At 73.0% G+C, this 26613-nt stretch carries 30 protein-coding genes; 19 read left to right on the plus strand and 11 right to left on the minus strand.

Translation table 11 applies throughout. The annotated features are described in order from the left end of the window. Nucleotides 1-4 precede the first annotated feature (4 nt). Together ACYVKX_RS12755 and ACYVKX_RS12760 are read left to right on the plus strand one after the other, a co-directional pair. Nucleotides 5-1339 carry a zinc-dependent metalloprotease gene (locus ACYVKX_RS12755; protein WP_460832815.1) on the plus strand — a complete coding sequence of 445 codons (1335 nt, stop codon included), beginning with the start codon at nt 5-7 and terminating at the stop codon, nt 1337-1339. Continuing rightward, nucleotides 1336-1902: an NUDIX hydrolase gene (locus ACYVKX_RS12760; RefSeq protein ID WP_460832817.1), complete on the plus strand. Its 567-nt coding sequence runs from the start codon at nt 1336-1338 to the stop codon at nt 1900-1902. Before ACYVKX_RS12755 ends, ACYVKX_RS12760 begins: the two co-directional genes overlap by 4 nt. Here the strand turns inward: ACYVKX_RS12760 and ACYVKX_RS12765 are convergent. The 3 genes from ACYVKX_RS12765 to ACYVKX_RS12775 all read right to left on the minus strand — a co-directional run bounded on the left by ACYVKX_RS12765 (nt 1856) and on the right by ACYVKX_RS12775 (nt 4548). After that, nucleotides 1856-2371 carry a M48 metallopeptidase family protein gene (locus ACYVKX_RS12765; RefSeq protein ID WP_460832819.1) on the minus strand — a complete coding sequence of 172 codons (516 nt, stop codon included), beginning with the start codon at nt 2369-2371 and terminating at the stop codon, nt 1856-1858. The two genes, ACYVKX_RS12760 and ACYVKX_RS12765, sit on opposite strands and share 47 nt — an antisense overlap. A 9-nt stretch (nt 2372-2380) precedes the next feature. Beyond that, nucleotides 2381-3415, minus strand: a complete 1035-nt coding sequence (locus ACYVKX_RS12770; RefSeq protein ID WP_460832821.1) for a PHP domain-containing protein — start codon at nt 3413-3415, stop codon at nt 2381-2383. Nucleotides 3416-3738: 323 nt separating this feature from the next. Then, the gene (locus ACYVKX_RS12775) at nt 3739-4548 is read right to left on the minus strand and encodes an enoyl-CoA hydratase/isomerase family protein (RefSeq protein ID WP_460832824.1); all 810 of its coding nucleotides are present in this window, start codon (nt 4546-4548) and stop codon (nt 3739-3741) included. A gap of 193 nt (nt 4549-4741) precedes the next feature. Between ACYVKX_RS12775 and ACYVKX_RS12780 the strand changes: the two genes are divergently transcribed. The 4 genes from ACYVKX_RS12780 to ACYVKX_RS12795 all read left to right on the plus strand — a co-directional run bounded on the left by ACYVKX_RS12780 (nt 4742) and on the right by ACYVKX_RS12795 (nt 6596). Next, complete coding sequence (locus ACYVKX_RS12780) at nt 4742-4900, plus strand: DUF5679 domain-containing protein (protein ID WP_011754982.1); 159 nt, start codon at nt 4742-4744, stop codon at nt 4898-4900. A gap of 131 nt (nt 4901-5031) precedes the next feature. Continuing rightward, the gene (locus ACYVKX_RS12785; protein WP_460832826.1) at nt 5032-5751 is read left to right on the plus strand and encodes a hypothetical protein; all 720 of its coding nucleotides are present in this window, start codon (nt 5032-5034) and stop codon (nt 5749-5751) included. A 58-nt stretch (nt 5752-5809) separates the two neighbouring features. Further along, nucleotides 5810-6223, plus strand: coding sequence for a hypothetical protein (locus tag ACYVKX_RS12790; protein ID WP_460832828.1), 414 nt, complete (start codon nt 5810-5812; stop codon nt 6221-6223). After that, nucleotides 6216-6596, plus strand: a complete 381-nt coding sequence (locus ACYVKX_RS12795) for a helix-turn-helix domain-containing protein (protein ID WP_460832830.1) — start codon at nt 6216-6218, stop codon at nt 6594-6596. Before ACYVKX_RS12790 ends, ACYVKX_RS12795 begins: the two co-directional genes overlap by 8 nt. A gap of 10 nt (nt 6597-6606) precedes the next feature. On the opposite strand, the gene ACYVKX_RS12800 is transcribed toward ACYVKX_RS12795, so the two are convergent. From ACYVKX_RS12800 to ACYVKX_RS12820, 5 genes are all read right to left on the minus strand, one after another. After that, nucleotides 6607-6768 carry a hypothetical protein gene (locus tag ACYVKX_RS12800; protein WP_460832834.1) on the minus strand — a complete coding sequence of 54 codons (162 nt, stop codon included), beginning with the start codon at nt 6766-6768 and terminating at the stop codon, nt 6607-6609. Nucleotides 6769-6888: 120 nt separating this feature from the next. After that, nucleotides 6889-7089 (minus strand): hypothetical protein, encoded by a 201-nt coding sequence (locus tag ACYVKX_RS12805; RefSeq protein ID WP_460832838.1) that lies wholly within the window; start codon nt 7087-7089, stop codon nt 6889-6891. 68 nt (nt 7090-7157) lie between these two features. After that, nucleotides 7158-7502, minus strand: coding sequence for a WhiB family transcriptional regulator (locus ACYVKX_RS12810; protein WP_460832841.1), 345 nt, complete (start codon nt 7500-7502; stop codon nt 7158-7160). Nucleotides 7503-7635: 133 nt separating this feature from the next. Then, nucleotides 7636-7872: a hypothetical protein gene (locus ACYVKX_RS12815; RefSeq protein WP_460832843.1), complete on the minus strand. Its 237-nt coding sequence runs from the start codon at nt 7870-7872 to the stop codon at nt 7636-7638. A gap of 145 nt (nt 7873-8017) precedes the next feature. Beyond that, nucleotides 8018-10048: an ATP-dependent DNA helicase UvrD2 gene (locus ACYVKX_RS12820; protein ID WP_460832845.1), complete on the minus strand. Its 2031-nt coding sequence runs from the start codon at nt 10046-10048 to the stop codon at nt 8018-8020. A gap of 283 nt (nt 10049-10331) precedes the next feature. Between ACYVKX_RS12820 and ACYVKX_RS12825 the strand changes: the two genes are divergently transcribed. Beyond that, on the plus strand, nt 10332-11429 hold the full coding sequence (locus tag ACYVKX_RS12825; RefSeq protein ID WP_460832847.1) for an aromatic ring-hydroxylating oxygenase subunit alpha: 1098 nt from the start codon (nt 10332-10334) through the stop codon (nt 11427-11429). Here ACYVKX_RS12825 and ACYVKX_RS12830 read toward each other — a convergent pair whose 3' ends face one another. Beyond that, a complete protein-coding gene (locus ACYVKX_RS12830) occupies nt 11430-13526 on the minus strand; it encodes an acetate--CoA ligase family protein (RefSeq protein ID WP_460832849.1) in 2097 nt (698 codons plus the stop codon). 54 nt (nt 13527-13580) lie between these two features. Here ACYVKX_RS12830 and ACYVKX_RS12835 point away from each other — a divergent pair, with 54 nt between their 5' ends. Genes ACYVKX_RS12835 through ACYVKX_RS12885 form a run of 11 tightly spaced genes read left to right on the plus strand, consistent with a single transcriptional unit; the run spans nt 13581 to nt 23784 of the window. Then, nucleotides 13581-14267 (plus strand): TetR/AcrR family transcriptional regulator, encoded by a 687-nt coding sequence (locus tag ACYVKX_RS12835; protein ID WP_460832851.1) that lies wholly within the window; start codon nt 13581-13583, stop codon nt 14265-14267. Continuing rightward, nucleotides 14264-15406, plus strand: coding sequence for a polyamine ABC transporter substrate-binding protein (locus tag ACYVKX_RS12840; RefSeq protein ID WP_460832853.1), 1143 nt, complete (start codon nt 14264-14266; stop codon nt 15404-15406). Before ACYVKX_RS12835 ends, ACYVKX_RS12840 begins: the two co-directional genes overlap by 4 nt. 1 nt (nt 15407) lies before the next feature. Next, entirely contained in the window at nt 15408-16286 is an 879-nt protein-coding gene (locus tag ACYVKX_RS12845) for an ABC transporter permease (RefSeq protein ID WP_460832855.1), read from the plus strand. After that, a complete protein-coding gene (locus ACYVKX_RS12850; RefSeq protein WP_460832858.1) occupies nt 16286-17119 on the plus strand; it encodes an ABC transporter permease in 834 nt (277 codons plus the stop codon). Before ACYVKX_RS12845 ends, ACYVKX_RS12850 begins: the two co-directional genes overlap by 1 nt. Continuing rightward, nucleotides 17116-18222, plus strand: a complete 1107-nt coding sequence (locus tag ACYVKX_RS12855) for an ABC transporter ATP-binding protein (RefSeq protein WP_460832860.1) — start codon at nt 17116-17118, stop codon at nt 18220-18222. The genes ACYVKX_RS12850 and ACYVKX_RS12855 overlap by 4 nt, the downstream gene beginning before the upstream one ends. After that, nucleotides 18219-19556, plus strand: a complete 1338-nt coding sequence (locus tag ACYVKX_RS12860) for a flavin monoamine oxidase family protein (RefSeq protein WP_460832863.1) — start codon at nt 18219-18221, stop codon at nt 19554-19556. The genes ACYVKX_RS12855 and ACYVKX_RS12860 overlap by 4 nt, the downstream gene beginning before the upstream one ends. Beyond that, a complete protein-coding gene (locus tag ACYVKX_RS12865) occupies nt 19541-20695 on the plus strand; it encodes an acyl-CoA dehydrogenase family protein (protein ID WP_460832865.1) in 1155 nt (384 codons plus the stop codon). The genes ACYVKX_RS12860 and ACYVKX_RS12865 overlap by 16 nt, the downstream gene beginning before the upstream one ends. A gap of 1 nt (nt 20696) precedes the next feature. Further along, entirely contained in the window at nt 20697-21482 is a 786-nt protein-coding gene (locus tag ACYVKX_RS12870; protein ID WP_460832867.1) for a carnitinyl-CoA dehydratase, read from the plus strand. Between the two features lie 27 nt (nt 21483-21509). After that, nucleotides 21510-22394 (plus strand): beta-keto acid cleavage family enzyme, encoded by an 885-nt coding sequence (locus ACYVKX_RS12875; protein ID WP_460832869.1) that lies wholly within the window; start codon nt 21510-21512, stop codon nt 22392-22394. Further along, nucleotides 22394-23347 (plus strand): 3-hydroxyacyl-CoA dehydrogenase NAD-binding domain-containing protein, encoded by a 954-nt coding sequence (locus tag ACYVKX_RS12880; RefSeq protein WP_460832872.1) that lies wholly within the window; start codon nt 22394-22396, stop codon nt 23345-23347. Before ACYVKX_RS12875 ends, ACYVKX_RS12880 begins: the two co-directional genes overlap by 1 nt. Continuing rightward, the gene (locus tag ACYVKX_RS12885) at nt 23344-23784 is read left to right on the plus strand and encodes a thioesterase family protein (protein WP_460832875.1); all 441 of its coding nucleotides are present in this window, start codon (nt 23344-23346) and stop codon (nt 23782-23784) included. The genes ACYVKX_RS12880 and ACYVKX_RS12885 overlap by 4 nt, the downstream gene beginning before the upstream one ends. A 477-nt stretch (nt 23785-24261) precedes the next feature. On the opposite strand, the gene ACYVKX_RS12890 is transcribed toward ACYVKX_RS12885, so the two are convergent. Then, nucleotides 24262-24831: a histidine phosphatase family protein gene (locus tag ACYVKX_RS12890; RefSeq protein WP_460832877.1), complete on the minus strand. Its 570-nt coding sequence runs from the start codon at nt 24829-24831 to the stop codon at nt 24262-24264. On the opposite strand from ACYVKX_RS12890, the gene ACYVKX_RS12895 reads away from it, so the two are divergent. Beyond that, the gene (locus ACYVKX_RS12895; RefSeq protein WP_460832880.1) at nt 24785-26080 is read left to right on the plus strand and encodes an MFS transporter; all 1296 of its coding nucleotides are present in this window, start codon (nt 24785-24787) and stop codon (nt 26078-26080) included. The two genes, ACYVKX_RS12890 and ACYVKX_RS12895, sit on opposite strands and share 47 nt — an antisense overlap. Here ACYVKX_RS12895 and ACYVKX_RS12900 read toward each other — a convergent pair. Next, complete coding sequence (locus ACYVKX_RS12900) at nt 26063-26587, minus strand: MaoC family dehydratase (RefSeq protein ID WP_460832883.1); 525 nt, start codon at nt 26585-26587, stop codon at nt 26063-26065. The two genes, ACYVKX_RS12895 and ACYVKX_RS12900, sit on opposite strands and share 18 nt — an antisense overlap. Nucleotides 26588-26613: the final 26 nt, after the last annotated feature.

The following is a 26613-nucleotide window of genomic DNA, read 5'->3' on the forward strand; positions in this document are numbered from 1 at the left end:
GGGCATGAACGACCGGCCGGGCGAGACGCCCGACTCCCCCGACTCCCCTGACGAGAGGGGCCGGAACCCCTTCGAGGGCACGCCGTTCGAGCAGCTCTTCGGGGCCTTCGGGGGCGCGGGTGGTGCCGGCGCGATGCCCGACCTGAACCAGCTCTTCAGCCAGATCCAGTTCCTGATGCAGCCCTACGACGGCCCGCTCAACTGGGACTTCGCCCTCGACATGGCGCGCAAGACCGTCGCGCAGGCACCCGACCCGTCCCCGACGCAAAGGCAGAAGGACGCGGTCGCCGACGCCGTCCGCCTCGCCGACCACTGGCTCGACGACACCACGGCGTTCCCCTCCGGCGTCACCTCCGCCACGGCGTGGAGCCGCGCCGAATGGATCGTCGGCACGACCGACGTGTGGAAGGTCCTCGTCGAGCCGATCGCCGAGTCCTCGGTGCAGGCGCTCTCGAGCGCGCTGCCGGACGATGCCCAGGCGATGTCCGGGCCGCTGCTGGGCATCCTCGGCAAGGCCGTCGGCGGCCTGCTCGCCTCGCAGGTCGGCTCCGGCCTCGGCGCGCTCGCGGCGGAGGTGCTGAGCGTCTCCGACATCGGGCTCCCGCTCGCGGCGCCCGGCAGGGCGGCGATCGTGCCGGCCAACGTGACCGCGTTCGCCGACGGCCTCGACGTCACCGAGGACGACGTGCTGCTCTACCTCGCGCTGCGCGAGGCCGCCCACCAGCGGCTGTTCGCCCACGTGCCGTGGCTGCGCGACCACCTGATCGGCGCCGTCGCCGACTACGCCCGCGGGCTCGAGATCAACGCCGCGGGCATGCAGGCGCGGCTCGAGGAGCAGATGCGCGGCGTCGACCCGACCAACCCGGAGTCGATGCAGCAGCTGCTCGAGGGCGGGCTGTTCGACGTACCCCCCTCCCCCGGCCAGGAGGCCGCGCTCCAGCGGCTCGAGGTCACCCTCGCGCTGGTCGAGGGCTGGGTGGACGAGGTCGTCGGCCAGGCGACGGCCGAGCGGATGCCGTCGGCGAGCCGGCTGCAGGAGGCGTTCCGGCGCCGCCGCGCCGCCGGTGGGCCGGCCGAGCAGACCTTCGCCACGCTGGTCGGCCTCGAGCTGCGGCCCCGCCGGCTGCGCGACGCGTCCACGCTGTGGGGCTCGCTGCGCACCCGCCAGGGCACCGAGGCCCGCGACGGCGTGTGGATGCACCCGCACCTGCTGCCGTCGGCCGCGGACCTCGACGACCCGCTCGGCTTCCGCGAGGACGCCACCGCCCTGCCCGAGCTCAGCGACGCGGACTTCGACGCGGAGCTGAAGAGGCTCCTCGACGGCGGCTCGGAGGAGTGAGCCTCCACGCCGACGCGCTCGCCGTCCTGGACGGCTGGCGGGCGCCGAGCGAGGGGCAGGAGCGGCTCCGGCGGCGGTACGTCGCCCACCTGCGCGCCCACCCGGACGGCCTGACCCGCGCCTGCACGCCGGACCACATCACGGCGAGCACGCTGGTGGTCGACGCCGAGCACGACGCCGTACTGCTGACACTGCACGCGAAGGCGCACGCGTGGTTCCAGCTCGGCGGCCACTGCGAGCCCGGCGACGAGACCCTCGCCGGCGCGGCGCTGCGCGAGGCGACCGAGGAGTCCGGCCTCGAGGAGCTGGCGCTGGACCCGGTGCCGGTGCAGCTCAGCGAGCACGCGGTGCCGTTCTGCGGGTCGACCGGCGACGTCCACCACCTCGACGTGCGGTTCGTGGCGATCGCGCCGGCAGGCGCCGAGCACGTGGTCGGCGAGGAGTCGCTCGACCTGCGCTGGTGGCCGGCCGACGCGCTGCCCGACCCGGAGCCGGACCTGGTCGAGCTGGTCGCGCTCAGTCGATCTCGGGGTCCAGCCGCGCCGCCGCCGACCAGCCGATGAGGTAGCCCTTGGCGCGCTCGGCCTGCGGGTAGCGGTCCACCCATCCCCAGAAGCTCGCGTCATGGCCCGGCTCGAGCAGGTGGGCGAGCTCGTGCACGAGCACGTAGTCGACCACCCACTGCGGCATCCCTTGAAGCCGCCCGGAGAGCCGGATCGTGCGGTCGCCCGGCGTGCAGGAGCCCCACCGGGACTGCTGGTTGTCGACCCAGCGCACCGACTCCGGTGGCGCCAGCCCGCCGAGGTACCTGTCGTTGAGGTCGCGGGCGCGCCTCATCAGATCCTGGTCGCTCGGCTTGCGGCGGCGCTCGGAGCGCTCCAGCCGGGCCAGCATCGTCTCGACCCACTCGGCCTCCTCCCTGCGGGAGAGCGAGGCCGGGATCATCACCACCACCCGGTCGCCGTCGCGGTAGGCCGAAACGGTGCGCCGGCGCCGCTTGGAGCGCCGCACCTCCACCTCCGGCCGCGACATGAGGCGAACCTACCGTTTCGCCCAGGCCAGCAGCCGCTCCCGCGGCCAGGTGTTGACGATCCGGTCGGGGTCGATGCCGGCGGCCTCGGCGCGCTCGCAGCCGTAGACCTGGAAGTCCAGCTGCCCCGGCGCGTGGGCGTCGCTGTCGATCGAGAACAGGCAGCCGATGTCGCGGGCCAGCTCCAGCAGCGTGGTGGGCGGGTCGCGGCGCTCGGGGCGGCTGTTGATCTCGACCGCGGTGCCGGTCTCGGCGCACGCCTCGAAGACCGCCTGCGCGTCGAACCGCGACGGCGGCCGGGTGCCGCGGCTGCCCGTCACCATCCGCCCGGTGCAGTGGCCGAGCACGTTGGCGAACGGGTTGCGCACCGCCGCCACCATCCGCCTGGTCATGTCCGCCGCGTCCATCCTCAGCTTCGAGTGGACGCTCGCGACCCGGACGTCGAGCCGCGCGAGGAGCTCGTCGGTCTGGTCGAGCGAGCCGTCGTCGAGGATGTCGACCTCGATGCCCTTGAGCAGCGTGAAGTCCCCGGAGAGATGGTCGTTGACGGCCTCGACCACGCCGAGCTGCTTCGCGAGCCGCTCGGGACTCAGCCCGCGGGCGACGGTCAGCCGGGGCGAGTGGTCGGTGAGCACGAGGTAGTCGTGGCCGAGCTCCATCGCGGTGAACGCCATCTCCTCGATCGGCGAGCCGCCGTCGGACCAGTCGGAGTGGGAGTGCAGGTCGCCGCGCAGCCGCGCGCGGATCCCGGCGCCGGCGCCGGTCAGCGGGCCGCCGTGCTCCCGCTCCAGCGCGGCCAGCCGATCGGGCAGCTCGCCGCGCACGGCCGCGGCGATCACCTTCGCCGTGCTGGCGCCCACGCCGGGCAGGTCGGTGAGCGTGCCGTCCGCGGCCGCGGCCGCCACCTGCTCGGCCGGCAGCGGCAGGATCGCGGCCGCGGCGTTGCGGAAGGCCTTGACCTTGTAGGTGTCCTCGCGCCCGCGCTCGAGCAGGAAGGCGATCCGGCGCAGCGCCGCCACCGGACCACCGTCGTACCGCTCCGACACGCCGACCACCTCGCGATCTCGCTCCAGATTTCTTCGTTCCACACCCGGTGGAGGGCCATTCTCGCTGGTCAGCGGGCGGTACGGCGTCCCGGCCCGGCCGTCGTCCACAGGTGCGTCCCGGCCTCGTCCACCGGTTCGGGGATGTTCTCCACACGGTTCTCCACAGCGTCGTCCACAGGCTGCGCCCGGCCCGCGTTGACCCCCGTCGGCGCCGCCTCCTAGCGTGTGCCGCAGACGGGGCCTCCGGCCCATCGAGGGACGCTCGCAAGGGGAAGGCAAGCGTCCACCGGTGACCGGGGGCCTCGCTGCTTCTCCTACTGTTCCTACTGTCCGGTGAAGGCCGGAGCGCGCTTCTCCCTCGCCGCCCGGATGCCCTCCTGCAGGTCGGCCGTGGCGAGCGTGATCGGCTGTGCCATCGCCTCCCACTGCAGGCCGGCCTCGACGTCGGCGTGGCCGCCGTCGCGCAGCGCGAGCTTGGTGAGCCGGCTGGCGATCGGCGCGGTGGCGGCGATCCCCGCGGCGGTCTCGAGCACCTCGCCGAGGAACGCCGCCGGCTCGATCACCCGCGAGACCAGCCCGAGCCGCAGCGCCTCGTCGGCGTCGACGACGCGGCCGGTGAGCAGCAGGTCGCGGGCGTGCGCCTCGCCCACGACGTTCGGGAGCAGGGACGTGGCGGCCATGCCGGGGTGCATGCCCAGCCTCACGAACGGGGCGCCCAGCCGGGCTCCCGCGGCGGCGTACCGCAGGTCGCAGGCGAGCGCCAGGCACAGGCCGGCACCGATCGCCGCGCCGTTGACGGCCGCGATCGTCGGGACCTCGAGCCGGCGGATCGACAGCCAGGCCCGGTAGAACGCGATCATCCGCGTGCGCAGGCGATCCACCGACGCGTCCGGCTCGCCGGCGATCCAGGACGTGTCGCCGCCCGAGCAGAACGCCGTACCCGCGCCGGTGACCACGACCGCCCGCACCGAACGGTCGGCGGCGAGCTCGTCGACCGCGGCGACCCAGGAGGTCGTCATCGCCTCCGACATCGCGTTGCGCTGGTCGGGGTTGTCGAGGGTGAGGAGGGCGACGCCGTCGGAGGGGCGCTCGACTCGGAGGTGCTCCCGGAGATGCTCGGAGTGTGCTGGCATGGCCGCCAACGTACTCACCCGGCTCGCGACACGCCGTGACGAGATTCACCGCTCCCGGTGCGCCTGACGCGGAACCGATCGTGCGTGTCGTAGGGTCGAGTCGGTCCGGCGGCACCTTCGCCGGACTCCGACGGGTCTTCCCCTCGTGCCCCGTCGCGACGACCGAGAGATTGAACTAGGCAAGGAGGCCGTCATGGCGGAGACCTGGAGCGGCGAGTTCTACTGCGTGAAGTGCAAGGAGAAGCGCGAGGCCGAGGGCGAGGTCAAGGTCAACGACAAGGGCACCCGGATGGCGAAGGCCGTCTGCCCCGTCTGTGGCACGAACCTCAACCGGATCCTCGGCAAGGCCTGACGCGCAAGCAGCAGCGCCCCACGAGTTGCACGACGGCGCCCGTCCCGGTCACCCGACCGGGCGGGTGCCGTCGTCTCATTTCCGGGTGTGGACAACCGCTGGCGGGCGGTGACGACGGGTAGGGGACCGGCATGCGCCTGCTGCCCGGCCTGCACGTCACGCGCCGCGACGACCGCCACCTCCAGGTCGGCGTCGACCCGCCGTGGCGGGCCGTCCTCCCCGACCACCCGGACGTACGCCGGCTGCTCGACGACCTGGCCGCCGGCCGCTCCCCCACGCCCACCTCGCCACCGGCGCGGCGCGCGCTCGCGGACCTGACGTCGGCGGGCCTGCTCGTCGCACCGCCCCGGCCCCGGGGCGCGGTCACCCTGGTCGGCTCCGGCGCCCCGGAGGTCGAGCGGCTGCTGCGCGAGTCCGGCTGCACCGTCGGCCCCGGCGCCGAGGTGGCCGTGCTGGCCGTCGCCGGCGAGGTGCCGCGCAGCGACGCCGACGCCGAGGCGTGCGCCGGCCGGCCCCACCTGGTGCTCGGTGCCCACGCCCACGGCTGGACGGTCGGGCCGTTCGTGGTGCCCGGCCGCACCGCGTGCCTGCGCTGCGTCGACGCCCACCACGGCGAGCAGGACCCGCGCCGGGCGCTCGTGGTCGAGCAGTTGGCCGGGCTCCCGGCCGCGCCCGCCGACCCCGCGCTCGCCACGATGGCAGCCGCGTGGACGGTGCGCGACCTGCTCACCTTCCTCGACGGCGGCGAGCCGGCCACCTGGTCGGCAACCGTCGAGCTGGGCCCGGCGCTCCCGCCGCGGCGGCGTGCCTGGGAGCGGCACCCGCACTGCGGCTGCTCGTGGGCTCAGTAGCTCATGGACTCCCATGAGATTCCTTGCATGTAATACTGCTTGAACGTAATATCTCGTCATGAGGCTGCGTTGGCCCGTCGAGTTCGACGCCTGGATCCGTCGGGCTCAGCAGAAGTCTCGCGAGGGAAATGCCTACTACCGGCGACAGTTGGAGCTCGTGGCCGCCGCGTTGCGGATGCTGCGGAGTCTCCAGGCGCCGCCGGAGGAGGACACGGCTGGGCTGAGGCGAGTGGCCCAGTCGAGGAGGCATCAGGTCTGGCGAACCTCGCATCCCTACGAACAGGGGATCGCGGTCCGGCTGATCTGCTGGTTCCCGCCCGACTCCGACGAGGTGGTGGTCGCGCTGTTCACAGGGGAGAAGGCCAGGATCGGCGACGTCTGGTACGACAGTGTCGGCCGTCGAGCAGACCTCGTGATCGAGCAATGGCTGCGAGAGCTGGCGAGGAACGAGGAAGGAGACGGAGATGGGTAGGGAGAGCATCCCCGCGGGGTTCGTCGACGGCGACGCCGTGCTGGACGAGCTCCTCGCGGAGCCGGGCATGGAGGCGGCGGTCGAGAACATCGACCGCGGCGTGGCCGAGATGAACCGCGTCTACACCCAGGGGCTCGCCGAGATCCGCAAGGTCGCGACCCAGACACAGGCCGAGTTGGCCGAGCGGATGGGCATCAAGCAGGCCGCCGTCTCTCGTATCGAGGGCCGCGAAGACCTGCTGCTCTCGACGCTCGCTGAGTACGCCGCAGCCGCCGGCGCCGTCAACGGCAGGATCGTGTTCCAGCTCAACGGCGTCGACATCGAGCTCGCCCTCGACCGCTTCCTGTCCAAGAGGTTGCGAGGTTCGAGCTGACGCACTCGGCTCACCAGAGCTCGCTGTCGAGCTTGCCCTCCATCGCGCGCAGGTGGGACCGCGAGCACTCGTCGCAGTAGGCGCGCCGGCGGCCGTTCTCGACCGCCGTCGTCCAGGTCAGCGTCCTCGCCTCGTCGGTCTCCACGCGGCCGCAGAAGTCGCAGGTGGTCATGGCCCCAACGTAGCCGGAGCACGCGGAGGAGCCGGGTACGACGACCGGTGTGGTCGCCGTACCCGGCTCCGTTGGGACACCCGCGATCAGGTCAGGCCCTCTCGGGCCGGAGGGGTGTCGTCACAGCGCCCGGGCGAGGGCCAGTCGAGCCTGCTGGGCTGCCTTCTCCGCCTTGCGGCTGAGCCGGCGGGCGCGGGCCATCTGGGCACCACGCCGGAGCTGCTGCGCCTCTCCCAGGCGCGCGGACATCTGTGCGCGGGCCAGGTCTTCGTGCATGAGCGTCATGTCGGTACGTCCGTTCAGGTGAGTGGTCTGGTACATGGGAATCAGGGTGCTTTCGTCGGTCGGTGCTGCGGTGGACGCCGCGTGGGCTCTGCTGGTGGTTGCCGCTAGGCGGCGACCTCGTCCTTGCGGGGCCGGCCGCGGGGCCGCTTGCGCGGGATCACGGCGCCCTGGAGGAAGAGCTGGCCTCCCCAGACGCCCCACGGCTCGCGCCGTTCGAGCGCTCCGTCGAGGCAGAGGGCCCGGACCGGGCACTCCTGGCAGAGGGCCTTGGCGGCCTCCACGTCGGCGGGGGACTCGGCGAACCAGAGCTCCGGGTTGTTCGCCCGGCAGGGCAGCAGGTCGTCGTCGACCTCGTTCGCCTGGTCGTGGAGCAGCCCCAGGCCGCTGCCGCCGATCGACTCCGTCATCGGCACTGCCCCATCGGTGCGGACGAGCTCACTGATGGTCATGTGTCACCTCCTTCTTCTGACCTGATCGCAATGGGTGGTGCGGTACTGGCCGGGAAAGCTGCTCGGGGAACGAAAAGGCCGCGGATCCCGGTTCGGGTTCCGCGGCCTGGAGGCTGCCGATGGCTGTTGGGTGTCAACAGGTCGGTGGTCTCCAGGCACTGGTCCCCGGGAAGTAGGACGAGATGAGGCCCGTGCCCGCCTTGGCGGTGCCCGTCGTGGCCGCGCGCTCGCGCACGACAACGGTCGCGGCAGCGGCGCGGACATCGGTGGCACCCGTCGTCACGCCGAAGGAGTGGCCGGAAATGGGCATGCCGAAGGCCGACGGGGTCTGAGCCGTCATCTGGAGCTGAGTGCTGTTCACAAGTGCCACCTCCTTCACTTCTTCGGGCGCCGATCGTGCCAGGATCGTGTGCGCAGGGATCGCTTGTCCGGAAACCTATCGGCTCCCGCGGGTAATGGGCAAACGGTTTTATGGGTCTTTCTCGGATTTTTTCGAGATGCCCTCGGCCGAGGGCTCATCCGACGAGGGAGAGCACCTGCTCGCCGTACCGCTCGAGCTTGGACCGGCCGATCCCGTTGATCTTCAGCAGGGCCGCGGGCGTGCGCGGCTTGTGCTCGGCGATGAGCTGGAGGGTCGCGTCGGTGAAGACCACGAACGCCGGCACCTCCTCCTCCCCCGCCCGCTCCCGGCGCCACTCGCGCAGGCGCTCGAACAGCTCCTCGTCGTAGGACGCCGGGCAGCCCGCGCACCGGCCGCGCTTCTTCTCCGCCCCGGTCGTGAGCGGGCGGCCGCACTCACGGCAGCTCGCGACCTTGCGCGAGCGCGGGAGGTCGCGCTGGGCGCGGGCGTCGTCGGGCAGCAGCGGGTCGAGGAACCGCGACGGCTTGCGCGCGGCGCGGCCGCCGGGGTTGCGCGCCAGCGCCCAGGACAGGTGCAGGTCGAGCCGGGCACGGGTCATGCCGACGTACAGCAGCCGGCGCTCCTCCTCGATCGCGGCCGGGGTCTCGGCGTAGGTGATCGGGAGCGTGCCGTCCTGGAGGCCGCAGAGGAAGACGGTGTCCCACTCCAGGCCCTTGGCGGCGTGGAACGTCGCCAGCGTGACGCCGTCGGCCACCGGCGCGTGCTGCTCGGCGGCGCGGCGGTCGAGGTCGTCGACGAACGCGTTGAGGTCGCCCTGGGTCGCGAACTCGGCGGCCTGGTCGACCAGCGCCTGCCACGACTCCCAGCGGTCGCGGGTCTGGCCGCGGGCGGTGGGCGCGGCGGGCGTCCAGCCCATGCCGGCCAGGGTGGCGCGCACGACGTCGACCCAGTCGTCGACGCCGTCGCCCTCGCCGGAGCGGGCCGCACCGCGGAGCCGGGTGACGGCCTCGCGGACCTCGGGGCGCTCGAAGAAGCGCGCCGCGCCGCGCACGACGTAGGGCAGCCCGCGCGCGGCGAGCGCCTCCTCGAAGGACTCCGACTGGGCGTTGATGCGGAACAGCACCGCGACCTCGCCGAGGGAGCGGCCGCTGTCGCGCAGCCGCAGCACCTGGTCGGCGACGGCCTCGGCCTCGGCGACCTCGTCGGGGCGGGCGGTGTAGCTGACGACCGGGCCGGAGGGCCGCTGGGCGCGGAGCTCGACGCCTCGGCTGGCGCTGCCGGCGAGCAGCGCGTTGGCGGCCTCGACGACCTCGGGGGTAGAGCGGTAGTTGCGGACCAGCTCGACCGACGTGGTGCCGGCGTACCTCTGCGGGAAGTCGCGGAGGTAGTCGGCGTTGGCGCCCGCGAAGGAGTAGATGGTCTGCGCGGGGTCGCCGACGACGCAGAGCTCGTCGCGGCCGCCGAGCCAGAGGTCGAGCAGCGCGGACTGGAGCGGCGAGACGTCCTGGAACTCGTCGACGACGAACCACTTGTACTGGCGGCGCACCTGCGCGGCGACCCGCTCGTCCTCGGCGAGCATCCCGGCCGTCAGCAGCAGCACGTCCTCCATGTCCATCCGGCCCTGGCCGCGCTTGACCTCCTCGTAGCTGCCGAACACCCGGCCCACGGTCTCGGGGTCCTGACCGGAGACGCTGCGACCGCGCGCGGCGGCGACCCGGGCGTAGTCGTCGGGGTGGACGTTGCTGACCTTCGCCCACTCGACCTCGGAGGCGAGGTCGCGCAGCAGCGCCTGGTCGGCGGTGAGCCGCTGCCGGCGGGCGGCGGTGGCGAGCAGCCCGATCTTGGACTCGATCAGCGTGGGCAGCTCGGTGCCGTGCACGTGCGGCCAGAAGTAGCGCAGCTGGCGCAGCGCCGCGGAGTGGAAGGTGCGCGCCTGGACGCCGGCCGCACCCAGCGCGCGCAGCCGTCCCCGCATCTCGCCGGCGGCGCGCGTCGTGAACGTCACCGCGAGCACCTCGGTGGGCGCGTAGACGCCGGACGCCACGCCGTACGCGATCCGGTGGGTGATCGCCCGGGTCTTGCCGGTGCCGGCTCCCGCGAGCACCCGGACCGGCCCGCGCAGCGCCTCCGCCACCTGGCGCTGCTCGGGGTCGAGCGCGGCGAGCAGGTCGTCGGGGGCGGGCATGCGCGGGAAGCTCCTCGGAGCGGATGGCGGGCTCGGACGATCGACACCCTAATCCGAGAATGACCTCAGCCGGGGGCGACAGTCCCAGAGGAGGTCGCCGCCGGGGCTCCTCGGGGCCGGGCTCCGGGCGGGTGCATCGCAAGGCGAAGCGACGCCGTGCCGGGTCGTCCAGCGGGCGCCGGCGCCGCCGGGACGAAGCGGATGTCGAATCCGGGTCAGGCGTGGCGTTTGGCCGCACCCCGCGACCCTGGCGCAGCCAACTCGCTGATTGTACAGTCAGCGAATGGTCACTGAGATCCGGAAGACCCTCCCCGGGTCGGCCTATCACTCCGACGAGGTCTACGCGCTCGACAAGGAGCGGGTGCTGTACCGGAACTGGATCTACGTCGGACGGGCCGAGCGGGTCGCGAAGCCGGGCGCGTGGCTGCGCGTGGAGATCGCCGACGAGAGCGTCCTGGTCGTGCGCGGCAAGGACGAGCGGATCCGCGCCTTCTACAACGTCTGCCGCCACCGCGGCTCCCGGATCTGCGAGGAGGAGCAGGGCGAGGTGCGCACGCACCTGCGCTGCCCGTACCACGCCTGGGGCTACGCCCTCGACGGCACGCTCGTCACGACGCCGATGATCGAGAAGGACGAGATCGACCGGCCGTCGACGTCGCTGTGGCCGGTGCATGTGGAGGTCTGGGAGGGGTTCGTCTTCGTCAACCTCTCGCGCGAGGAGCCGCGGCCCCTGGCCGACCACCTCGCCGACCAGCAGGACGAGCCCCTGGGCCTCGCGCGGTTCGGCCTGGCCGACCTGCGCATCGCGCGCGTCACCGTCAACGAGGTGCAGGCCAACTGGAAGATCGTCATCGAGAACTACAACGAGTGCCTGCACTGCCCGACGATCCACCCCGAGCTCGTCGCCGTCGTGCCGGCGTACCGGAAGGGCGACGTCTTCGAGGACGGCCGCTCCGACGGCGGGGTCTCGCTGGCCGACGGGCGTACGGCGATCGTCGACGACCCGCGCCTGCGGCTCCCGCTGCTGCCGGGGTTCGCCCGGGAGGGCGACCCGGAGTCGTACTACGGCGCCGGCGTCTACCCCACGATGTTCCTCGACGTCGACGGCTCCAGCTGCCTCGCGACCGCGGTGTTCCCGACCGGTCCGCGGAGCTGCCGGCTGGTGACCGAGTACCTCTTCAGCCCCGAGGCGCTCGACGACCCCGACTTCGACCCCTCGCCGGTGGTGGAGTTCAACGAGCGGGTGACCCGGCAGGACAGCGAGGCGTGCGAGCGCGTCCAGCGCGGGGTCACGTCGCGGGTCTTCGACCACGGCGTCTTCCCGGCCAAGGACGCGTGGGTGCACGGCTTCGACCAGCGCTACCTGCGCGACATGGAGTAGTCAGAGGAGCACGACGCGCGCGTCCAGGGCGAGTACGCCGCCCGGGCCGGCCAGCACCGGGTTCAGCTCGAGCTCGGCCAGCTCGGGGTGGGCCGCGGCCAGCCGCGAGACGCGCGCGACCAGCTCTGCCAGCGCGTCGAGGTCCACCGGTGCGCGTCCCCGCGCGCCTCGGAGCAGCGGCGCACCCCGCAACGAGAGCAGCAGCTCCCGGGCCGCGTCGGCCGACACCGGCGCGATCGCACAGGCGGTGTCGCCGAGCGCCTCGGTGAACATGCCGCCGAGGCCGGCCACGACGACCGCGCCGAACTTCGGGTCCCGCACGCCGCCCACGATCAGCTCGACCCCACCGGCGAGGTCCGCCATCTGCTCGACGGAGACGGCCGGCGGCGCGAGCCGCGCCACCAGGTCGTCGTAGGCCGCCGTCGCCGACTCCCGGTCGGCGAGGCCGGCGACCACGCCACCGCCCTCGGACTTGTGCAGCCTCCCCGTCGCCTTGAGGACGACCGGCAGGCCCACCTCGTCGAGGGCCGCAGCGAGGTCCGCGGCGTCGGTGACCGAGACCGCCGCGGGGAAGGCGATCCCGGCCTCGGCGAACAGCCTCCTCGCGGCGTCGTACGACCCGTCGGCGACCGCCGTCGCGAGCGCCGGGAGCGGTCCGGCGAGGCCGTCGGGCATCGAGGAGACGAGGCCGGCGAGGACCGCGCACGCGCGGTCGACGTCGCGGTGCACGGGGATGCCCGCCGCCGCCAGCACCCGGCTCGAGGGGCTGCCGGGGTGGATCGTCTGCACGACGAGCGGCTTCCGCTGCGCCGCCACTGCGTCGGCCAGCTGCCGGGCGGCCGCCACCTCCCGCTCGGCCAGGCCCGACCGGTCCGCGGAGTAGCCGCCGAAGTAGCCGGTCAGCAGCACGCCGTCGACCTGGTCCGAGGCCAGCAGGATCTCGACCCCGCGGGCGTAGCTCGCGACATCCCGCTCGCCGGCACCGGCGAGGTCGACGGGGTTGGTCACCGTCGCCTGGGCCCAGAGCGCGGACTCGAGCTCGGCGGTGAGCGCACCGGTCAGCACCGGGAGCCGGAGCCCGGCCGCAGCCAGCGTGTCCGCCGCGACCGCGCCGTGGCCGCCGCCGTCGGTGAGGACCACCGCCCGCCGGCCGGGCATCCGCCGCGGCTCGCGCAGGGCGACGAGCAGGTCGGCGAGCTGCGTCGGGTGGTCGACCCGGTGGGCACCGACCGCCGCGCACGCGGCGTCGACCACCATCGAGGAGGTCGTCAGCGAGCCGGTGTGCGAGGCCGCGCTGCGCACCGCCGCCTCGGTCCGTCCCGGCGCCAGCAGGACGAGCGGCTTGCCCGCGTCTCGCAGCGCCCGCGCCGCCTCGAGGAAGGCCCGGCCGTCGACCACGTCCTCGGTGTAGACGGCCACCGCCCGGGTGCCGTCGTGGCCGACGCAGGCGTGCAGGAAGTCGACGAGGCCGAGGTCGGCCTGGTTGCCGAGCGAGACGAACCGCGACACCCCCAGGCCGCGGTCGGCCAGCAGGCCGGCCAGGTCGAGCACCAGGTTGCCGCTCTGGCTGAGCACCGCGACGTCGCCGGCAGGCAGTACGGCGTGCGCCAACTGCAGTCCGGTCGTCGTGTCCACGACGCCGAGGCAGTTGGGCCCGACCAGCACCGCGCCGGAGGCGCGGGCGATCGCCAGCGCCTCGGCCTCCAGCCGGGCGCCCTCCGGCCCGGCCTCGGAGAGCCCGGCCGTGATGCCCACGATCGCCCGGGCGCCCGCGGCCACGGCGTCGGCCACCGCGGCCACGAAGCCCGCGGCCGGCACGCACACCACGGCGAGGTCGACGCGCACGCCGTACGCCTCGGCGGCGGCGGTCACGGACGCGTGGGCCGGCTCGCCCAGCACCTGGCCGCCGCGGCGGTTGACCAGCAGCACGGTGCGGTCGCCGCGCGACGCGAGGGCGCGGCCGGCGATGATGTGGCCCCACTTCGCGGCGTCGTCGCTGGCGCCCACGATGGCGACCGCGCGCGGCGCGAAGACCGCCTCGAGCCCACCCTCGGGCCTACCCCCGGGCCCCGGGTCCGGCGGTCCTTGACGCCTCACGCGCCGAACCCTAGCATCGCTGACTGACTAAACAGTCAGACTCTGGTGGAGGCCATGGCAGCCAAGTCGTCGACCCGTCCCAGCCAGCGCGAGCAGGCGGCCGCGGAGGCTCGGACGAGGATCCTCACCGCCGCCGCGGAGTGCATCGTCCGCGACGGCCTGGCCCAGGTCCGGATGGCGGCGATCGCTCGGACGGCGGGGGTCTCGGCCGGCCTGCTGCACTACCACTTCGACACCAAGGAGCTCCTCTTCGGCGAGGTGCTGCGGCACTCCCACGAGGTCTCGACCGAGCTCAACCAGCGCGCCCTGGCCGGCGCCGGCGACGGGCCCGCCGAGCGGCTGTCCTCCTTCCTCGACCGGTGCCTGCCGAGCGACCAGCAGCGCGCGGACGAGTGGCTGCTCTGGCAGGAGCTCGCGCTGCTCTGCATCCGCGACCCGCACCTCGCGAAGGTCGGCGCCGAGCTCTACGAGGACCTCTACGTCACCGTCGCCGACATCGTCCGCGACGGGCTGCGCACCGGGGTCTTCGCGACCGCGCTCGACCCCCGGCTGATCGCCGAGACGGCGGTGGCGCTCACCGACGGGCTCGGCGCCCGCGTGCTCGCGGGCGACCCCGGCCTCGGCATCGACGAGGCGCGCGACACGATCGCCACCACGGTCGGCGTACTCGTCGGCCACGACGGACCGCTCCCGGAGCCGGCGCCGTTCGACGGTGCCGGCGAGGGCGGGCCCGGGGCATGACCCGGCGCGCCGGTCTCGACGTCCCCCGTCCCTCGCGACGAGGGCTCCTGACCGGCGGCCTGGCGCTGGGCGCCTCGCTGACGCTGCCGGGCTGCGCCTACATCCGCGACGACGCACCGGCCGACGCTCCCCTGCCGCCCTCGGCCAAGGCGAAGATCGACGGCGACCTCGTCTACTTCAACTGGGCCGACTACCTCGCGCCGAGCGTGGTCAGGGGCTTCAAGGAGGAGTACGGCGTCGACGTGATCGAGTCCAACTACGACTCGATGGAGGGGATGTACGCCAAGATCGCCGCCGGCAACCAGTACGACATCGTCTTCCCGATCGCCAAGTGGGTGGTGAAGCTCAAGCGCGAGGGCAAGCTCCGCTCGATCGACCCGGCCCGGCTCACGAACGCCGACCAGGTCTTCTACTCCGGCTCGTACTTCACCAACCCCTGGTACGACGAGGGGTCCGAGGTGTCGGTCCCGTTCACCGTCTACAAGACCGGCATCGGCTGGCGCACCGACAAGGTCTTGTCGATGACCGGGAGCTGGAAGGACCTCTGGAACGACGAGGCCCGCGGCCGGATCTTCACCCTCGACGACCAGGACGAGGCGCTGGCGATGGCCGCGCTGCTCCTCGGCTACGACGTCAACACCGCCGAGCCCTCGGAGCTCGGCGACATCAAGGAGCTCCTCATCAGCCAGAAGGAGTACCTCCGGGCGTACTCCTCCGACGACATCAACAACATGCTCGGCGGCGACGCCTGGGTGCACCACATGTGGAGCGGCGACTTCCTCTACCTCCAGCGGGGGCTGGCCGACGACCCGGCCATGTTCGACTTCCAGGCGCCCAGCGAGGGCACGCCGATCAACTCCGACACCTACGCGATCCCGGCCAACGCCGAGCACCCGGGCACCGCGATGGTGTTCATCGACTACCTGCTCCGCCCCGAGAACGCCGTCAAGAACATGAACTACCTGTTCTACCCGTTCCCGGTGAAGGACGCGCTGCCCGCGTTCGCCGAGCTCACCAAGGACGTGCCCGCCTGCCAGATCGAGGTCTCGGACCTGGAGAACGAGAACGTCTTCCGCCTGCTCGACACCGACGAGGTCCAGCGCCGTGCGGCGACGTGGACCGAGGTGAAGGCGAGCTGACGTGGCGGCGACGCAGTCGGCGCGACCGGCCCCGCGATCCGCACAGCGCACCCGGCTGTGGGGCGCCCTGCTCGCGCTGCCGACGGCGTGGATGGTGGCGTTCTTCGTCTCCAGCATGGTCATCGTCGTCCTGCTCTCCTTCGGGCGTACGACGAACGACGGCTTCCCCGTCTTCGCGACGAGCACCGCGAACTACCGGGCGCTCTGGAACGAGGTCTACCTCGAGCTGTTCCTGCGCTCGCTGGCCTACGCGCTCGCGACCGTGGTCGTCTCGCTGCTGGTCGCCTACCCGGTCGCCTACGCGATCGCGCTGCACGGCGGCCGCTACAAGAACGCGATCATCGCCGCGATCGTGGTGCCGTTCTTCGCCAGCTACCTGATCCGCATGTACGCCTGGAAGGCGCTGCTCTCCGACGACGGCCTGGTCAACAGCGGCCTGCGCGAGGTCGGCCTGGACGGGGTCACCTTCCTCAACACGCCGTACGCCGTGGTCGGGGGTCTGGTCTACGGCTTCGTGGTGTTCATGATCCTGCCGGTCTACGCGTCGCTCGAGCGCCTCGACGTCTCGCTGATCGAGGCCGGCAAGGACCTCTACCACGGGCCGGTGCGCACGTTCCTCTTCGTCACGCTGCCCGCCACGCGCGCCGGCCTCTACGGCGGGATCCTGCTGGTCTTCCTGCCCACGCTCGGCGACTTCGTCAGCGCCCAGCTGCTCGGCGGCGCCAACACCTACATGATGGGCAACCTGGTCCAGCAGCAGTTCGTGGAGGGCCAGAACTGGCCGCTCGGCTCGGCCCTGACCGTCGGCATGATGGTCGCGCTCACCGTCTTGATGGTCACCTACCTCCGCGCCACGTCGACCAGGGCGCGAGACCTCTGATGGCCCGGGCCCGCAGGCTCGAGAGCAAGCCCCGGTTCGCGGTGGCGCTCACGGTCGTGTTCTTCGGCTGGCTCTACCTGCCGATCCTGGCCGTCGCGCTGTTCAGCCTCAACGACAGGAAGTCGCTGTCGTCGTTCTCCGGCTTCAGCCTCCGGTGGTACGACGCCCTCGTCCACGACGGCGCGCTGCTGGACTCGCTCGTGGCCAGCCTCAGGATCGCCGCCCTCGCGACGCTCGGGTCGCTCGTGCTCGGCACCATGCTCGCGCTGGGCCTCGAGCGGGTGCGGTCGCGCCGCGGCCGCGTGATCGGCGCGGTGACGCTGCTCCCGCTGGTGACCCCCGAGATCGTCACCGGCGTGGCCGCGCTGCTGCTCTTCACCGGCATCGGGCTCAAGCTCTCGATGACGACGGTGATCCTCGCGGAGATCACGTTCTCGATCGCCTACGTCACCGTGATCGTCCGCGGCCGGCTCGCCGGCATCGCGCTGGAGGTCGAGGAGGCCGCGCGCGACCTGGGCTGCACGCCGTTCCAGGCGCTGCGGCTGGTGACGATCCCGATGCTGCTGCCGGCCCTGCTCGGCGCGGGCCTGCTGGTCTTCGCGCTGGTCTTCGACGACTTCGTGCTCGCGTTCTTCACCACCGGCGTCGACCCGCAGCCGCTGCCGGTGCGCGTCTACTCCTCGATCCGCTTCGGGGTCTCCCCCGCCATCAACGCGATCGGCACGCTGATGCTGATCGTCTCCGCCCTGCTCATCGTGGCCGCGCTGGTGCTCCCGCGCCTGTTCGGCCGCGAGCCGTCGAGCCTCGACCTGATCACCGGGGAGCGCACATGACCGGCCAGCCCAGCGTCTCTCCCAGCGTCTCTCCCAGCGTCCCGCCCAGCGTGTCGCTGCGCGGCCTGACCAAGGTCTTCGGCGGCTCCACCGTCGTGGACCGCCTCGACCTCGACATCGCGAGCGGCGAGTTCTTCTCGCTGCTCGGCCCGTCGGGCTGCGGCAAGACCACGACGCTGCGGATGATCGCCGGCTTCAGCGACCCGACCGCGGGCACGATCCTCGTCGGCGGCGAGGACGTCACCAGCACTCCCCCGCAGCGGCGCGACGTGAACACCGTCTTCCAGAGCTACGCCCTCTTCGAGCACCTCGACGTGCGCCGCAACGTGGGATTCGGCCTGCGCCGCAAGGGGATCGACCGATCCGACATCGACCGGCGCGTCGGCCGCATGCTCGAGCTGGTCGAGCTCGGCGACCGCGCCAGGTCGCGGCCCAGCCAGCTCTCCGGCGGGCAGCGGCAGCGCGTCGCGCTCGCCCGGGCGCTGATCAACGAGCCCAAGGTGCTGCTGCTCGACGAGCCGCTGGCCGCGCTCGACCTCAAGCTCCGGCACGCGATGCAGGCCGAGCTCAAGGCGATCCAGCGCGAGGTCGGCATCACCTTCCTCTTCGTCACCCACGACCAGGACGAGGCGCTCAGCATGAGCGACCGGGTCGCGATCATGAACCGGGGCGTCGTCGAGCAGTGCGGCACACCGGAGGACGTCTACGAGCGGCCGACCTCGGTCTTCGCCGCCGGCTTCATCGGCACCAGCAACCTGATGAGCGGCACCTGGTCGAGCGGCTGCGTCGCCGTCTCGCCCGACGTCCGGATCCCCGCGCCCGGGCACCGGGGCTCGGCCGAGGGCGACGCCGTCAGCATCACGGTCCGCCCGGAGAAGATCTGGATCGCCGAGCTCACGCCGCAGATGTACCGCGTGTCCGGCACCATCCTCGCCACCAGCTACCACGGTGCCACGACGCAGTACGTCGTCGCGCTCGCCACCGGCCTCACCGTCACCGTGCTCGAGCAGAACCTCCCCCGGATGCGGGCCGAGGATCGCTGGAGCCCCGGCGACCGGGTCGAGCTGGGCTGGCTCCCCGAGCACACGGTCGTGCTGAGGTGACGACCGACGTCGTCGTGGTCGGCGCCGGCCTGGCCGGCCTGGCTGCCGCCCGCGACCTCGAGGCCGGCGGCGCGCGGGTCACCGTGCTCGAGGCGCGGGATCGGGTGGGCGGCCGGGTCGAGCAGGTCGAGCTCGCGGACGGCCGCCGGGTCCAGCTCGGCGGCGAGGTGGTCGGGAGCGCGCACACCGGCTACCTCGGGCTGGTCGAGGAGCTGGGGCTGACGCTGACGGCGTCGTACGTCGCCGAGCCCGGCGAGATCACCCGCCAGGTCCCCGGCTCCGTCGCCGTCGGCGAGTGGCCGTCGTGGTGCACCGGCGCCGACCGGGCGTCGTACGACGACGTGGAGGCCGCCCTCGCGAAGGTGCTCGCGTCCGTCGACCCCGGCGACCCCTGGTCGTGCCCCGACCTCTCCCGGCTGGACCGGCTCAGCGTCGGCGACTGGCTGCGCGAGGTCGGCGCGACGCCGAACGTGCTGCGGCTCTGGGAGCTCGTGCACCTGAGCCTCTCCGACGGCTCGATCGAGCGGCAGAGCCTGTTCGCCTACGCCCGCAAGATCGTCGTGGGCGGGACCGCCGGCAGCTACGACGTCGAGCAGTGGGAGAACCTGCGCGTCGCCGAGGGCTCGGCCACCGTGGCGCTGCGGATGGCCGACGGGCTGCGCGACGTGCGGCTGTCGACGCCGGTGCGCGGCATCCGGATCGGCCGGCGCAGCGAGGTGACCACGACCGCGGGCGAGACGCTGCACGCCGACGCGGTCGTCCTCGCCGTGCCGTCCGGACCCGCGCGCGACATCGACATCCGGGGCGTCAGCGACGAGCGGCTCGCCTCGCTGCGGCGACAGCGGCACGCCTGGGCGGCGAAGTTCGTGGCGGCGTACGACGAGCCGTTCTGGCGCGCCCGCGGCCAGAACGGCCTCTCGGAGAGCGAGGGCGTGCTCGGCTCGACCTGGCCGCAGCAGCGCGGCGTGCTGTCGGCGCTGGTGCCGCCGGAGCGGTACGCCGCCTTCGCGTCCACCGACCCCGACACCCGGACCCGCGAGGCGCTGAGCCAGATCGCCGAGCTGTACGGGCCGGAGGCGGCCTCGCCGCTGCGGACCTGGACCCGGCTGTGGGGCAGCGACCCGTGGACGCAGGGCTACGTCACCAACTGGCGGCCCGGCGACGTGGAGGCGGTCGGGCGCCTGCACGGCACCCACGAGCCGCCGTTCTACGTCTGCGGCTCCGACCAGTGGGTCGCGGGCTACATGGAGGGCGCCGTGCGCACCGGACGAGGCGCCGCGGCCGCCGCACTGGCCAACTCGGGGGCGGGAGGAGACCGATGGACTTCGCCCTGACCGACGAGCAGCGCGGCATCGTGGAGGTGACGCGCGCGTTCGTCGAGCGGGAGCTCTACCCCCACGAGGAGGAGGTGGAGCGCACCGGCGTGCTGCGGGCCGAGCTCGTCGCGCAGATCCGCGAGAAGGCGCTGGCGGCCGGGCTCTACGCCGCCAACATGCCCGAGGAGGTCGGCGGCGCGGGCCTCGACACGGTGACGTGGGTGCTGTTCGAGAAGGAGCTCGGCAAGGCCGGCTACGCGCTGCACAGCAGCGGCGTCGGCCGGCCCTCGAACATCCTGCTCGCCGGCACCGAGGCCCAGCGCGAGCGCTACCTCTACCCCTGCGTGCGCGGCGAGAAGACCGACTGCCTGGCGATGACCGAGCCCGGCGCCGGCTCCGACCTGCGCGGCATGCGCACCCGGGCCACCCGCGACGGGGACGGCTGGCGGATCCGCGGGACCAAGCACTTCATCAGCCACGCCGCCGAGGCCGACTTCGTGATCCTGGTGGCGGTGACGGGCTCGGACGACGCGGAGCGGCCGGCCATGTCGGCGTTCCTCGTCGACCTGGACACCCCCGGTCTGTCGGTGCACGACGGCTACCGCAACGTCTCGCACCGCGGCTACACCAACGCGATCCTCGACTTCGACGACGTGCGCGTCGACGGCGACGCGCTGCTCGGCGAGGAGGGCCGGGGCTTCGAGCTGGCCGGCACCTGGCTGGGGTCGACCCGGCTCCAGGTCGCGGCGACCTGCCTGGGCCGCGCCGAGCGCGCGCTCGACCTCTCCGTCAGGCACGCCGCCAGCCGCGAGCAGTTCGGCCAGCCGATCGGCCGCTTCCAGGGCGTCGGCTTCAAGCTCGCCGACATGGCGAGCGAGCTGCGGGCCGCCGAGCTGATGACCCTGTACGCCGCGTGGAAGCACGACCAGGGCACGGCCACCGACGCCGACATCGCGATGGCCAAGCTCAGGGCCAGCGAGATGCTCGCGATGGTCGCCGACGAGGCGATCCAGATCCACGGCGGCATGGGCCTGATGGACGAGCTGCCGCTGGAGCGGATCTGGCGCGACGCCCGCATCGAGCGGATCTGGGACGGCACGTCGGAGATCCAGCGGCACATCATCAGCCGGTCGCTGCTGCGGCCCTGGGGAGCCTGACATGAGCGACGTACTCACCACCCGCGTCGAGGACGGCGTCCTCGAGGTCACCCTCGACCGGCCGCCCGCCAACGCGATCGACCTCGGGACCAGCCAGGAGATGGGCAGGGTCTTCGCGTCCTTCCGCGACGACCCCGAACTCCGGGTGGCGATCGTGCGCACCGCGGGCGACCGGTTCTTCTCCGCCGGCTTCGACCTCAAGGCCGCCGCCGACGGCGCCGCCGTCCAGGGCGAGTACGGCGTCGGCGGGTTCGCCGGGCTCCAGGAACTGCCCGACCTCAACAAGCCGGTGATCGCGGCCGTGCACGGCATGGCGGTCGGCGGCGGCTTCGAGCTGGCGCTCTCCTGCGACCTGATCTACGCCTCCGCGGCGACCCGCTTCGGCCTGCCGGAGATCAACGCCGGCACGCTCGCGGACGCCGCGACCATCAAGCTGCCCAGGCGGATGCCCTACCACGTCGCGATGGAGCTGCTCCTGACCGGGCGCTGGATGCCGGCCGAGGAGGCCGCGCGCTGGGGCGTGGTCAACGAGGTGCTGCCCGACGAGGAGGCCGTCCTCGCCCGCGCGTGGGAGACCGCGCGGCTGCTGGCCTCCGGCCCCCCGCTGGTCTTCGCCGCGATCAAGGAGACGGCACGCATCGCGGAGTCGCTGCGGTTCCAGGAGGCGATGGACCTGGTGACGACCGGCAGCCTCCCGACCGTCGCGACGCTCTACTCCTCGGAGGACGAGCAGGAGGGCTTCCGGGCCTTCGCCGAGAAACGCCCCCCGGTCTGGAAGGGCCGCTGAGCAGACGAACACGAAGGAGTTCCCGCAGTGAATCGCAAGGTCATGATCACCTGCGCCCTGACCGGGGCCGGCGACACCGTCGGCCGCTCCGAGCATGTGCCGGTGACCCCCGAGCAGATCGCCGAGTCCGGCATCGCCGCGGCCCGTGCCGGGGCGACGATCATCCACATCCACGTCCGCGATCCCGAGACCGGCACGGGCTCGCGCGACGTCGCGCTCTACCGCGAGGTCGTCGAGCGCGTGCGGGCCTCCGACGTCGACGTCATCATCAACACCACCGCCGGCATGGGCGGCGACCTGGTGCTCGACCCGCGCGACCCGACGACGTTCCTCGAGGGCACCGACCTGGTGAGCGGCGTCGACCGGCTCCCCCACGTCGAGGAGCTGCTGCCGGACATCTGCACGCTCGACTGCGGCAGCCTCAACTTCGGCGAGGGCAGCCTGGTCTACGTCAGCACCCCGGACATGCTCCGCGAGGGCGCGAAGAGGATCCAGGAGCTCGGCGTCCGCTGCGAGATGGAGATCTTCGACACCGGCCACCTGTGGTTCGCGAGAACGCTCGTCGAGGAGGGCCTGATCGACGAGCCCGCGATGTACCAGCTCTGCATGGGCATCCCGTACGGCGCCCCCGCCGACCCGCTCACGCTGGCGGCGATGGTCGCGCAGCTGCCCGAGGACGCCGTGTGGGCGTCGTTCGCCCTCGGCCCGATGCAGATGCCGTGGGTCGCCCAGTCGGTCCTGCTCGGCGGCCACGTGCGCGTCGGCCTGGAGGACAACCTCTACCTGAGCAAGGGCGTGAAGGCGACCAACGCGCAGCTGGTCGAGCGGGCGCGGACGATCGTCGAGAGCATGGGCGCCTCCGTGGCGACCCCCGACGAGGGCCGCGAGATCCTCGCGCTTCGGAGCCGTTGATGGGGGCCCAGGCGACCCGGCCGGCACCGGAGGACGTCCGCACCGTCGCCTGCGTCGGCGCCGGCGTCATCGGCGGCGGCTGGGTCGCCTACTTCCTGGCGCGCGGCTACCGCGTCGTCGCCTGGGACCCGGCCGCGGACGCGGCGGCGCGGCTGCGCCACCTGGTCGCCGCGGCCTGGCCGGCGCTGACCGAGCTCGGGCTCGCCGAGGGCGCGAGCATCGACCGCCTGACCGTCGAGCGCGACCTCGCGGCCGCCTGCGCGCGGGCCGACTTCGTCCAGGAGAGCGCGCCGGAGGACCTCGACCTCAAGCGCGCGCTGCTCGCCGACATCGACGCCGTGACGCCCGAGGGGGTGGTGATCGCCTCGTCCACCTCGGGCTACGGGATGAGCGAGATGCAGGGCAGGTGCGCCCATCCCGAGCGCACCGTCGTGGGGCATCCGTTCAACCCGCCGTACCTGATCCCGCTGGTGGAGGTCGTCGGCGGCACCGCCACCGACCCCGACGCGGTCGCGTGGGCCGCGGACTTCTACCGGTACGCCGGCAAGTCGGTCATCACGATGGACCGCGAGGTCCCCGGCTTCATCGCGAACCGGCTGCAGGAGGCGCTCTGGCGCGAGGCGCTGCACATGGTGGACGCGGGCGAGGCGACCGTCGAGCAGATCGACCTGTCCATCACCGCCGGCCCCGGCCTGCGGTGGCCGATCCACGGGCCGATGCTGACCTTCCACCTCGCGGGCGGGCAGGGCGGCATGGCGCACATGCTCGACCACTTCGGACCCTCGCTGCAGTCGCCGTGGACCCGGCTGGTCGCCGCCGAGCTCACGCCCGAGCTGCGCGACGCCGTGGTCGACGGCTGCGACCGGGAGGCCGGCGGGCGCAGCATCGACGACCTCGTGGCCGAGCGCGACCGCGGCGTGATCGCGATCCTGCGCGCGCTGGGACGCGCATGACCGTCATCTGGCGCGAGCCCGTCCAGGACGCGTGGATCGACTACAACGGCCACCTCTCCGAGCCCTACTACGTGCTGGTCCTCGGCCACGCGACCGACGCCGTCATGGACGAGGTCGGGCTCGGGCCGGCGTACCGCGAGGCCCACGACGCGTCGCTCTACACGGTCGAGGCGCACCTCCGCTACCTCGACGAGGTCTCCGCCGGCAGCGACCTGGAGGTGCGCTCGTCGGTCATCGGCGCCACCGGCAAGCTGCTGTGGATCTGGCACGAGATGTACGCCGGCGGGCGGCTGCGCGCCACCGAGGAGGTCCTCGGCGTGCACGTCGTCGGGCACACCTCAGCGCCGTTCCCCGACGACGTCGCCGCCCGCGCCCGGGCCGCGTGCGTCCCGCCACCGGAGCACGCGAGCGGCCGGATCCGGCCGCTCCGTACCTAAGCACTGATCAACTCAAGGGCGGCGCCAGACGCCGCCCAGGCACGCACGCTGGCATCCACCCGCATTGATCAGCACTTCCCTGACTCGGCTGGCGGTTGGGTACTCGGGCTCATGGCGAGGGGCCCGCGCCGCTGACAGTGGTCGGGGGCTGGAAGCGCTACGTCGACCCCGACCACTGCCCCGACTGCTCCGCGACGCTCACGCGCCCCCTCTCCGTGTGCGCCGGCTGCGGCCTCCCGGCGACCGGCGTCGACGCCGCGGCCCTGTACGAGAGTCGCTGCGATCCAGGCGAGCATGACCTGCTGGTACTCGGTGAGGTCCTCGTGGTTCTTCCACAACGAGTAGCGGGCGCCCTTACGGCCCTTGGCCCTGATCCGCTCCATCCCCGGGGCCTGTCCCCGGGATCAACGAGTCGGCCGGCAAGGTCAAGTCCACCAGGACCGCAGCCCGCGCCCATCCGCATGACGCCCGTGCGCGTCAGGCGTTCCAGCGGAGGACGACCGGCGCCTCGCGCTCCCAGCCGAGCCGCGAGACGGTGGCGGTGTCGAGCCGCAGGTGCCGGCCCTCGGCGACGTCGAGGCCGAGCCAGCGGGCGGCGAGGGCGCGGAGCGCGTGCGCATGGCCGAAGACGAGCGTCGACCCGTCGACACTCCGTGCCCGCGCGACGACCCGGTCCATCCGGGCGGCGACGGAGGCGGCCGACTCGCCGCCCGGCGTCGGGTGCGTCCACACCGACCAGCCGGGGTCAGTCTCGCGGATCGAGGCGGTGGTGCGGCCCTCGTAGTCGCCGTAGTCCCACTCGACCAGGTCGTCGTCGACCTCCGCCGACGCGAACCCCGCCAGCACGGCGGTACGGCGGGCGCGCAGCCGCGGCGACGTCAGCACCCGGGCGAAGGCCACGTCGGCGAGCCGCGGCACCAGCGAGCGCGCGACCTCCTCGCCGGACGGCAGCAGCGGCAGGTCGGTCGTCGACGTGTGCCGGCCGGCCTCGCTCCACTCCGTGGCGCCGTGCCGGACCAGCCAGAGCTCGTCGCCGGGTCCGCTCATAGCCCTATTGAACCGGTCGCCACCGCAGGCAGGCCGCACATCTGCCACCATGCCGCCCATGGACATCACCCGGTCGCCCTGGCGCATGGCACGCCGGGCGGTCGCGGCGGGCTTCCTCACCCAGGGGCTGATCCTGCTCAGCCTGACCACGCGGCTGCCCGAGTTCCAGGACCGCTGGGACATCTCGAACGTCGATCTCTCACTGATCCTCCTGATGATGATCCTGCTGGCCGGCGCGGGCTCGGTCGTCGCCGAGGCGCTCGCGAAGCGACGCGACAGCGCGCTGCTGCTGCGCGTCGGCCTGCTCGTGGTGGCGATCGGCGTCGCCGTCCTCTGCGCGGCCCCGGCGTCGGTGTTCTTCGTCGGCGGCGTCGCCGTCTACGGCGTGGGTCTCGGCATCGTGGACGCCTCGACGAACATGCAGGCGGTCGCGCTCGAGCACCGCTACGAGCGCCCGATCCTGCCGTCCTTCCACGGCGCCTGGACCCTCGGCGGCGTGGTCGGCGCCGCGGTCACCCTGGCGACGTCCGACCTGCCGCTCGAGGCCGTCGCCGCGATCGCGACGATCCCGCTGGCCGTCGCCTTCGGCCCGTTCCTCCCCCGCGACCACGGCCCGACCGAGCTGCCCGAGGCGCTCGCGGTGCCGTGGCGGCCGATCCTGCTGGTCGGCGTCGCGATGGTGCTCTTCTACATGGTCGACACCGCCGTACAGACCTGGGGGCCGCTCTTCCTCGACCACACCTTCGGCACCTCCGAGCGGTACGTCGCCCTCTCGGCGCTGTGCTACCTGCTCGCCTCCGGCCTGGTGCGCCTGGCCGGCGACGGGCTCGTGGCGCGCTTCGGTCCTGTCGTCGTGCTGCGCATCGGCGCGGTGATCGGTGCCGGCGCCCTCGCGATCGTGGTCTTCGCGCCCACCTGGCAGGCCGCCGTCCTCGGCTTCGCGGTGCTCGGCGCCGGCGTCGCCGTGGTCGCCCCGCTGAGCTTCTCGGCCGCGGCGCGGATCGCGGGAGGACCCACGACGGCGGAGGAGCTGACGCCGGCCCAGCGGCAGGCGAGGGTGGACGCGGTGATCGCCCGCTTCAACCAGTTCAACTACGTCGGCGCGCTGCTCGGCTCGGTGCTCACCGGCCTGGTCGGGTCGGACTCGCTGCGGATCGGGTTCGCCGTCCCGATGGTCCTGGTGCTCGGCATCCTCCCGCTGGCGCCGGCGTTCGCGCCGCGGGTCGCCGCGTCACTCCGACGCGGCTGACGCACCCGGCTGCGGGACGGGGCGGCCGGGCTGCTCGCCGCCGCGAGCGTCGAGGTAGCTGTCCTTCGGCACCATCACCTTGCGCCGGAAGACGCAGACCACCTTGCCGTCCTGGTTGTAGCCGATGGTCTCGACGTGCACCACGCCGCGGTCGTCCTTCGACGTCGACTCCCACTTGTCGAGCACGGTGGTCTCGCCGTAGAGCGTGTCGCCGTGGAAGGTCGGCGCCACGTGGCGCAGCGACTCGATCTCCAGGTTCGCGATCGCCTTGCCCGAGATGTCCGGGACGCTCATGCCGAGCAGGATCGAGTAGACGTAGTTGCCCACCACGACGTTCTTGCCGAACTGGGTGGTCTCCTCCGCGTAGTGCGCGTCCAGGTGCAGCGGGTGGTGGTTCATCGTGAGCAGGCAGAACAGGTGGTCGTCGTACTCGGTCACGGTCTTGCCGGGCCAGTGCTTGTACGTCGCGCCGACCTCGAACTCCTCGTAGCTGCGTCCGAACTGCATGCGCCCACTCTGCCCGGCCGCACGCG

The organism is Nocardioides hungaricus, assembly GCF_054782915.1.

Bases quoted from the DNA above. Each gene is read 5' to 3' on its own strand.
- ACYVKX_RS12755 (WP_460832815.1), top strand. From the start codon at position 5: ATGAACGACCGGCCGGGCGAGACGCCCGACTCCCCCGACTCCCCTGAC.
- ACYVKX_RS12765 (WP_460832819.1), bottom strand. From the start codon at position 2,371: ATGTCGCGGCCGGAGGTGGAGGTGCGGCGCTCCAAGCGGCGCCGGCGC.
- ACYVKX_RS12775 (WP_460832824.1), bottom strand. From the start codon at position 4,548: ATGCCAGCACACTCCGAGCATCTCCGGGAGCACCTCCGAGTCGAGCGC.
- ACYVKX_RS12780 (WP_011754982.1), top strand. From the start codon at position 4,742: ATGGCGGAGACCTGGAGCGGCGAGTTCTACTGCGTGAAGTGCAAGGAG.
- ACYVKX_RS12785 (WP_460832826.1), top strand. From the start codon at position 5,032: ATGCGCCTGCTGCCCGGCCTGCACGTCACGCGCCGCGACGACCGCCAC.
- ACYVKX_RS12790 (WP_460832828.1), top strand. From the start codon at position 5,810: ATGAGGCTGCGTTGGCCCGTCGAGTTCGACGCCTGGATCCGTCGGGCT.
- ACYVKX_RS12795 (WP_460832830.1), top strand. From the start codon at position 6,216: ATGGGTAGGGAGAGCATCCCCGCGGGGTTCGTCGACGGCGACGCCGTG.
- ACYVKX_RS12800 (WP_460832834.1), bottom strand. From the start codon at position 6,768: ATGACCACCTGCGACTTCTGCGGCCGCGTGGAGACCGACGAGGCGAGG.
- ACYVKX_RS12805 (WP_460832838.1), bottom strand. From the start codon at position 7,089: ATGTACCAGACCACTCACCTGAACGGACGTACCGACATGACGCTCATG.
- ACYVKX_RS12810 (WP_460832841.1), bottom strand. From the start codon at position 7,502: ATGACCATCAGTGAGCTCGTCCGCACCGATGGGGCAGTGCCGATGACG.
- ACYVKX_RS12820 (WP_460832845.1), bottom strand. From the start codon at position 10,048: ATGCCCGCCCCCGACGACCTGCTCGCCGCGCTCGACCCCGAGCAGCGC.
- ACYVKX_RS12825 (WP_460832847.1), top strand. From the start codon at position 10,332: ATGGTCACTGAGATCCGGAAGACCCTCCCCGGGTCGGCCTATCACTCC.
- ACYVKX_RS12835 (WP_460832851.1), top strand. From the start codon at position 13,581: ATGGCAGCCAAGTCGTCGACCCGTCCCAGCCAGCGCGAGCAGGCGGCC.
- ACYVKX_RS12840 (WP_460832853.1), top strand. From the start codon at position 14,264: ATGACCCGGCGCGCCGGTCTCGACGTCCCCCGTCCCTCGCGACGAGGG.
- ACYVKX_RS12850 (WP_460832858.1), top strand. From the start codon at position 16,286: ATGGCCCGGGCCCGCAGGCTCGAGAGCAAGCCCCGGTTCGCGGTGGCG.
- ACYVKX_RS12855 (WP_460832860.1), top strand. From the start codon at position 17,116: ATGACCGGCCAGCCCAGCGTCTCTCCCAGCGTCTCTCCCAGCGTCCCG.
- ACYVKX_RS12865 (WP_460832865.1), top strand. From the start codon at position 19,541: ATGGACTTCGCCCTGACCGACGAGCAGCGCGGCATCGTGGAGGTGACG.
- ACYVKX_RS12870 (WP_460832867.1), top strand. From the start codon at position 20,697: ATGAGCGACGTACTCACCACCCGCGTCGAGGACGGCGTCCTCGAGGTC.
- ACYVKX_RS12880 (WP_460832872.1), top strand. From the start codon at position 22,394: ATGGGGGCCCAGGCGACCCGGCCGGCACCGGAGGACGTCCGCACCGTC.
- ACYVKX_RS12885 (WP_460832875.1), top strand. From the start codon at position 23,344: ATGACCGTCATCTGGCGCGAGCCCGTCCAGGACGCGTGGATCGACTAC.
- ACYVKX_RS12890 (WP_460832877.1), bottom strand. From the start codon at position 24,831: ATGAGCGGACCCGGCGACGAGCTCTGGCTGGTCCGGCACGGCGCCACG.
- ACYVKX_RS12900 (WP_460832883.1), bottom strand. From the start codon at position 26,587: ATGCAGTTCGGACGCAGCTACGAGGAGTTCGAGGTCGGCGCGACGTAC.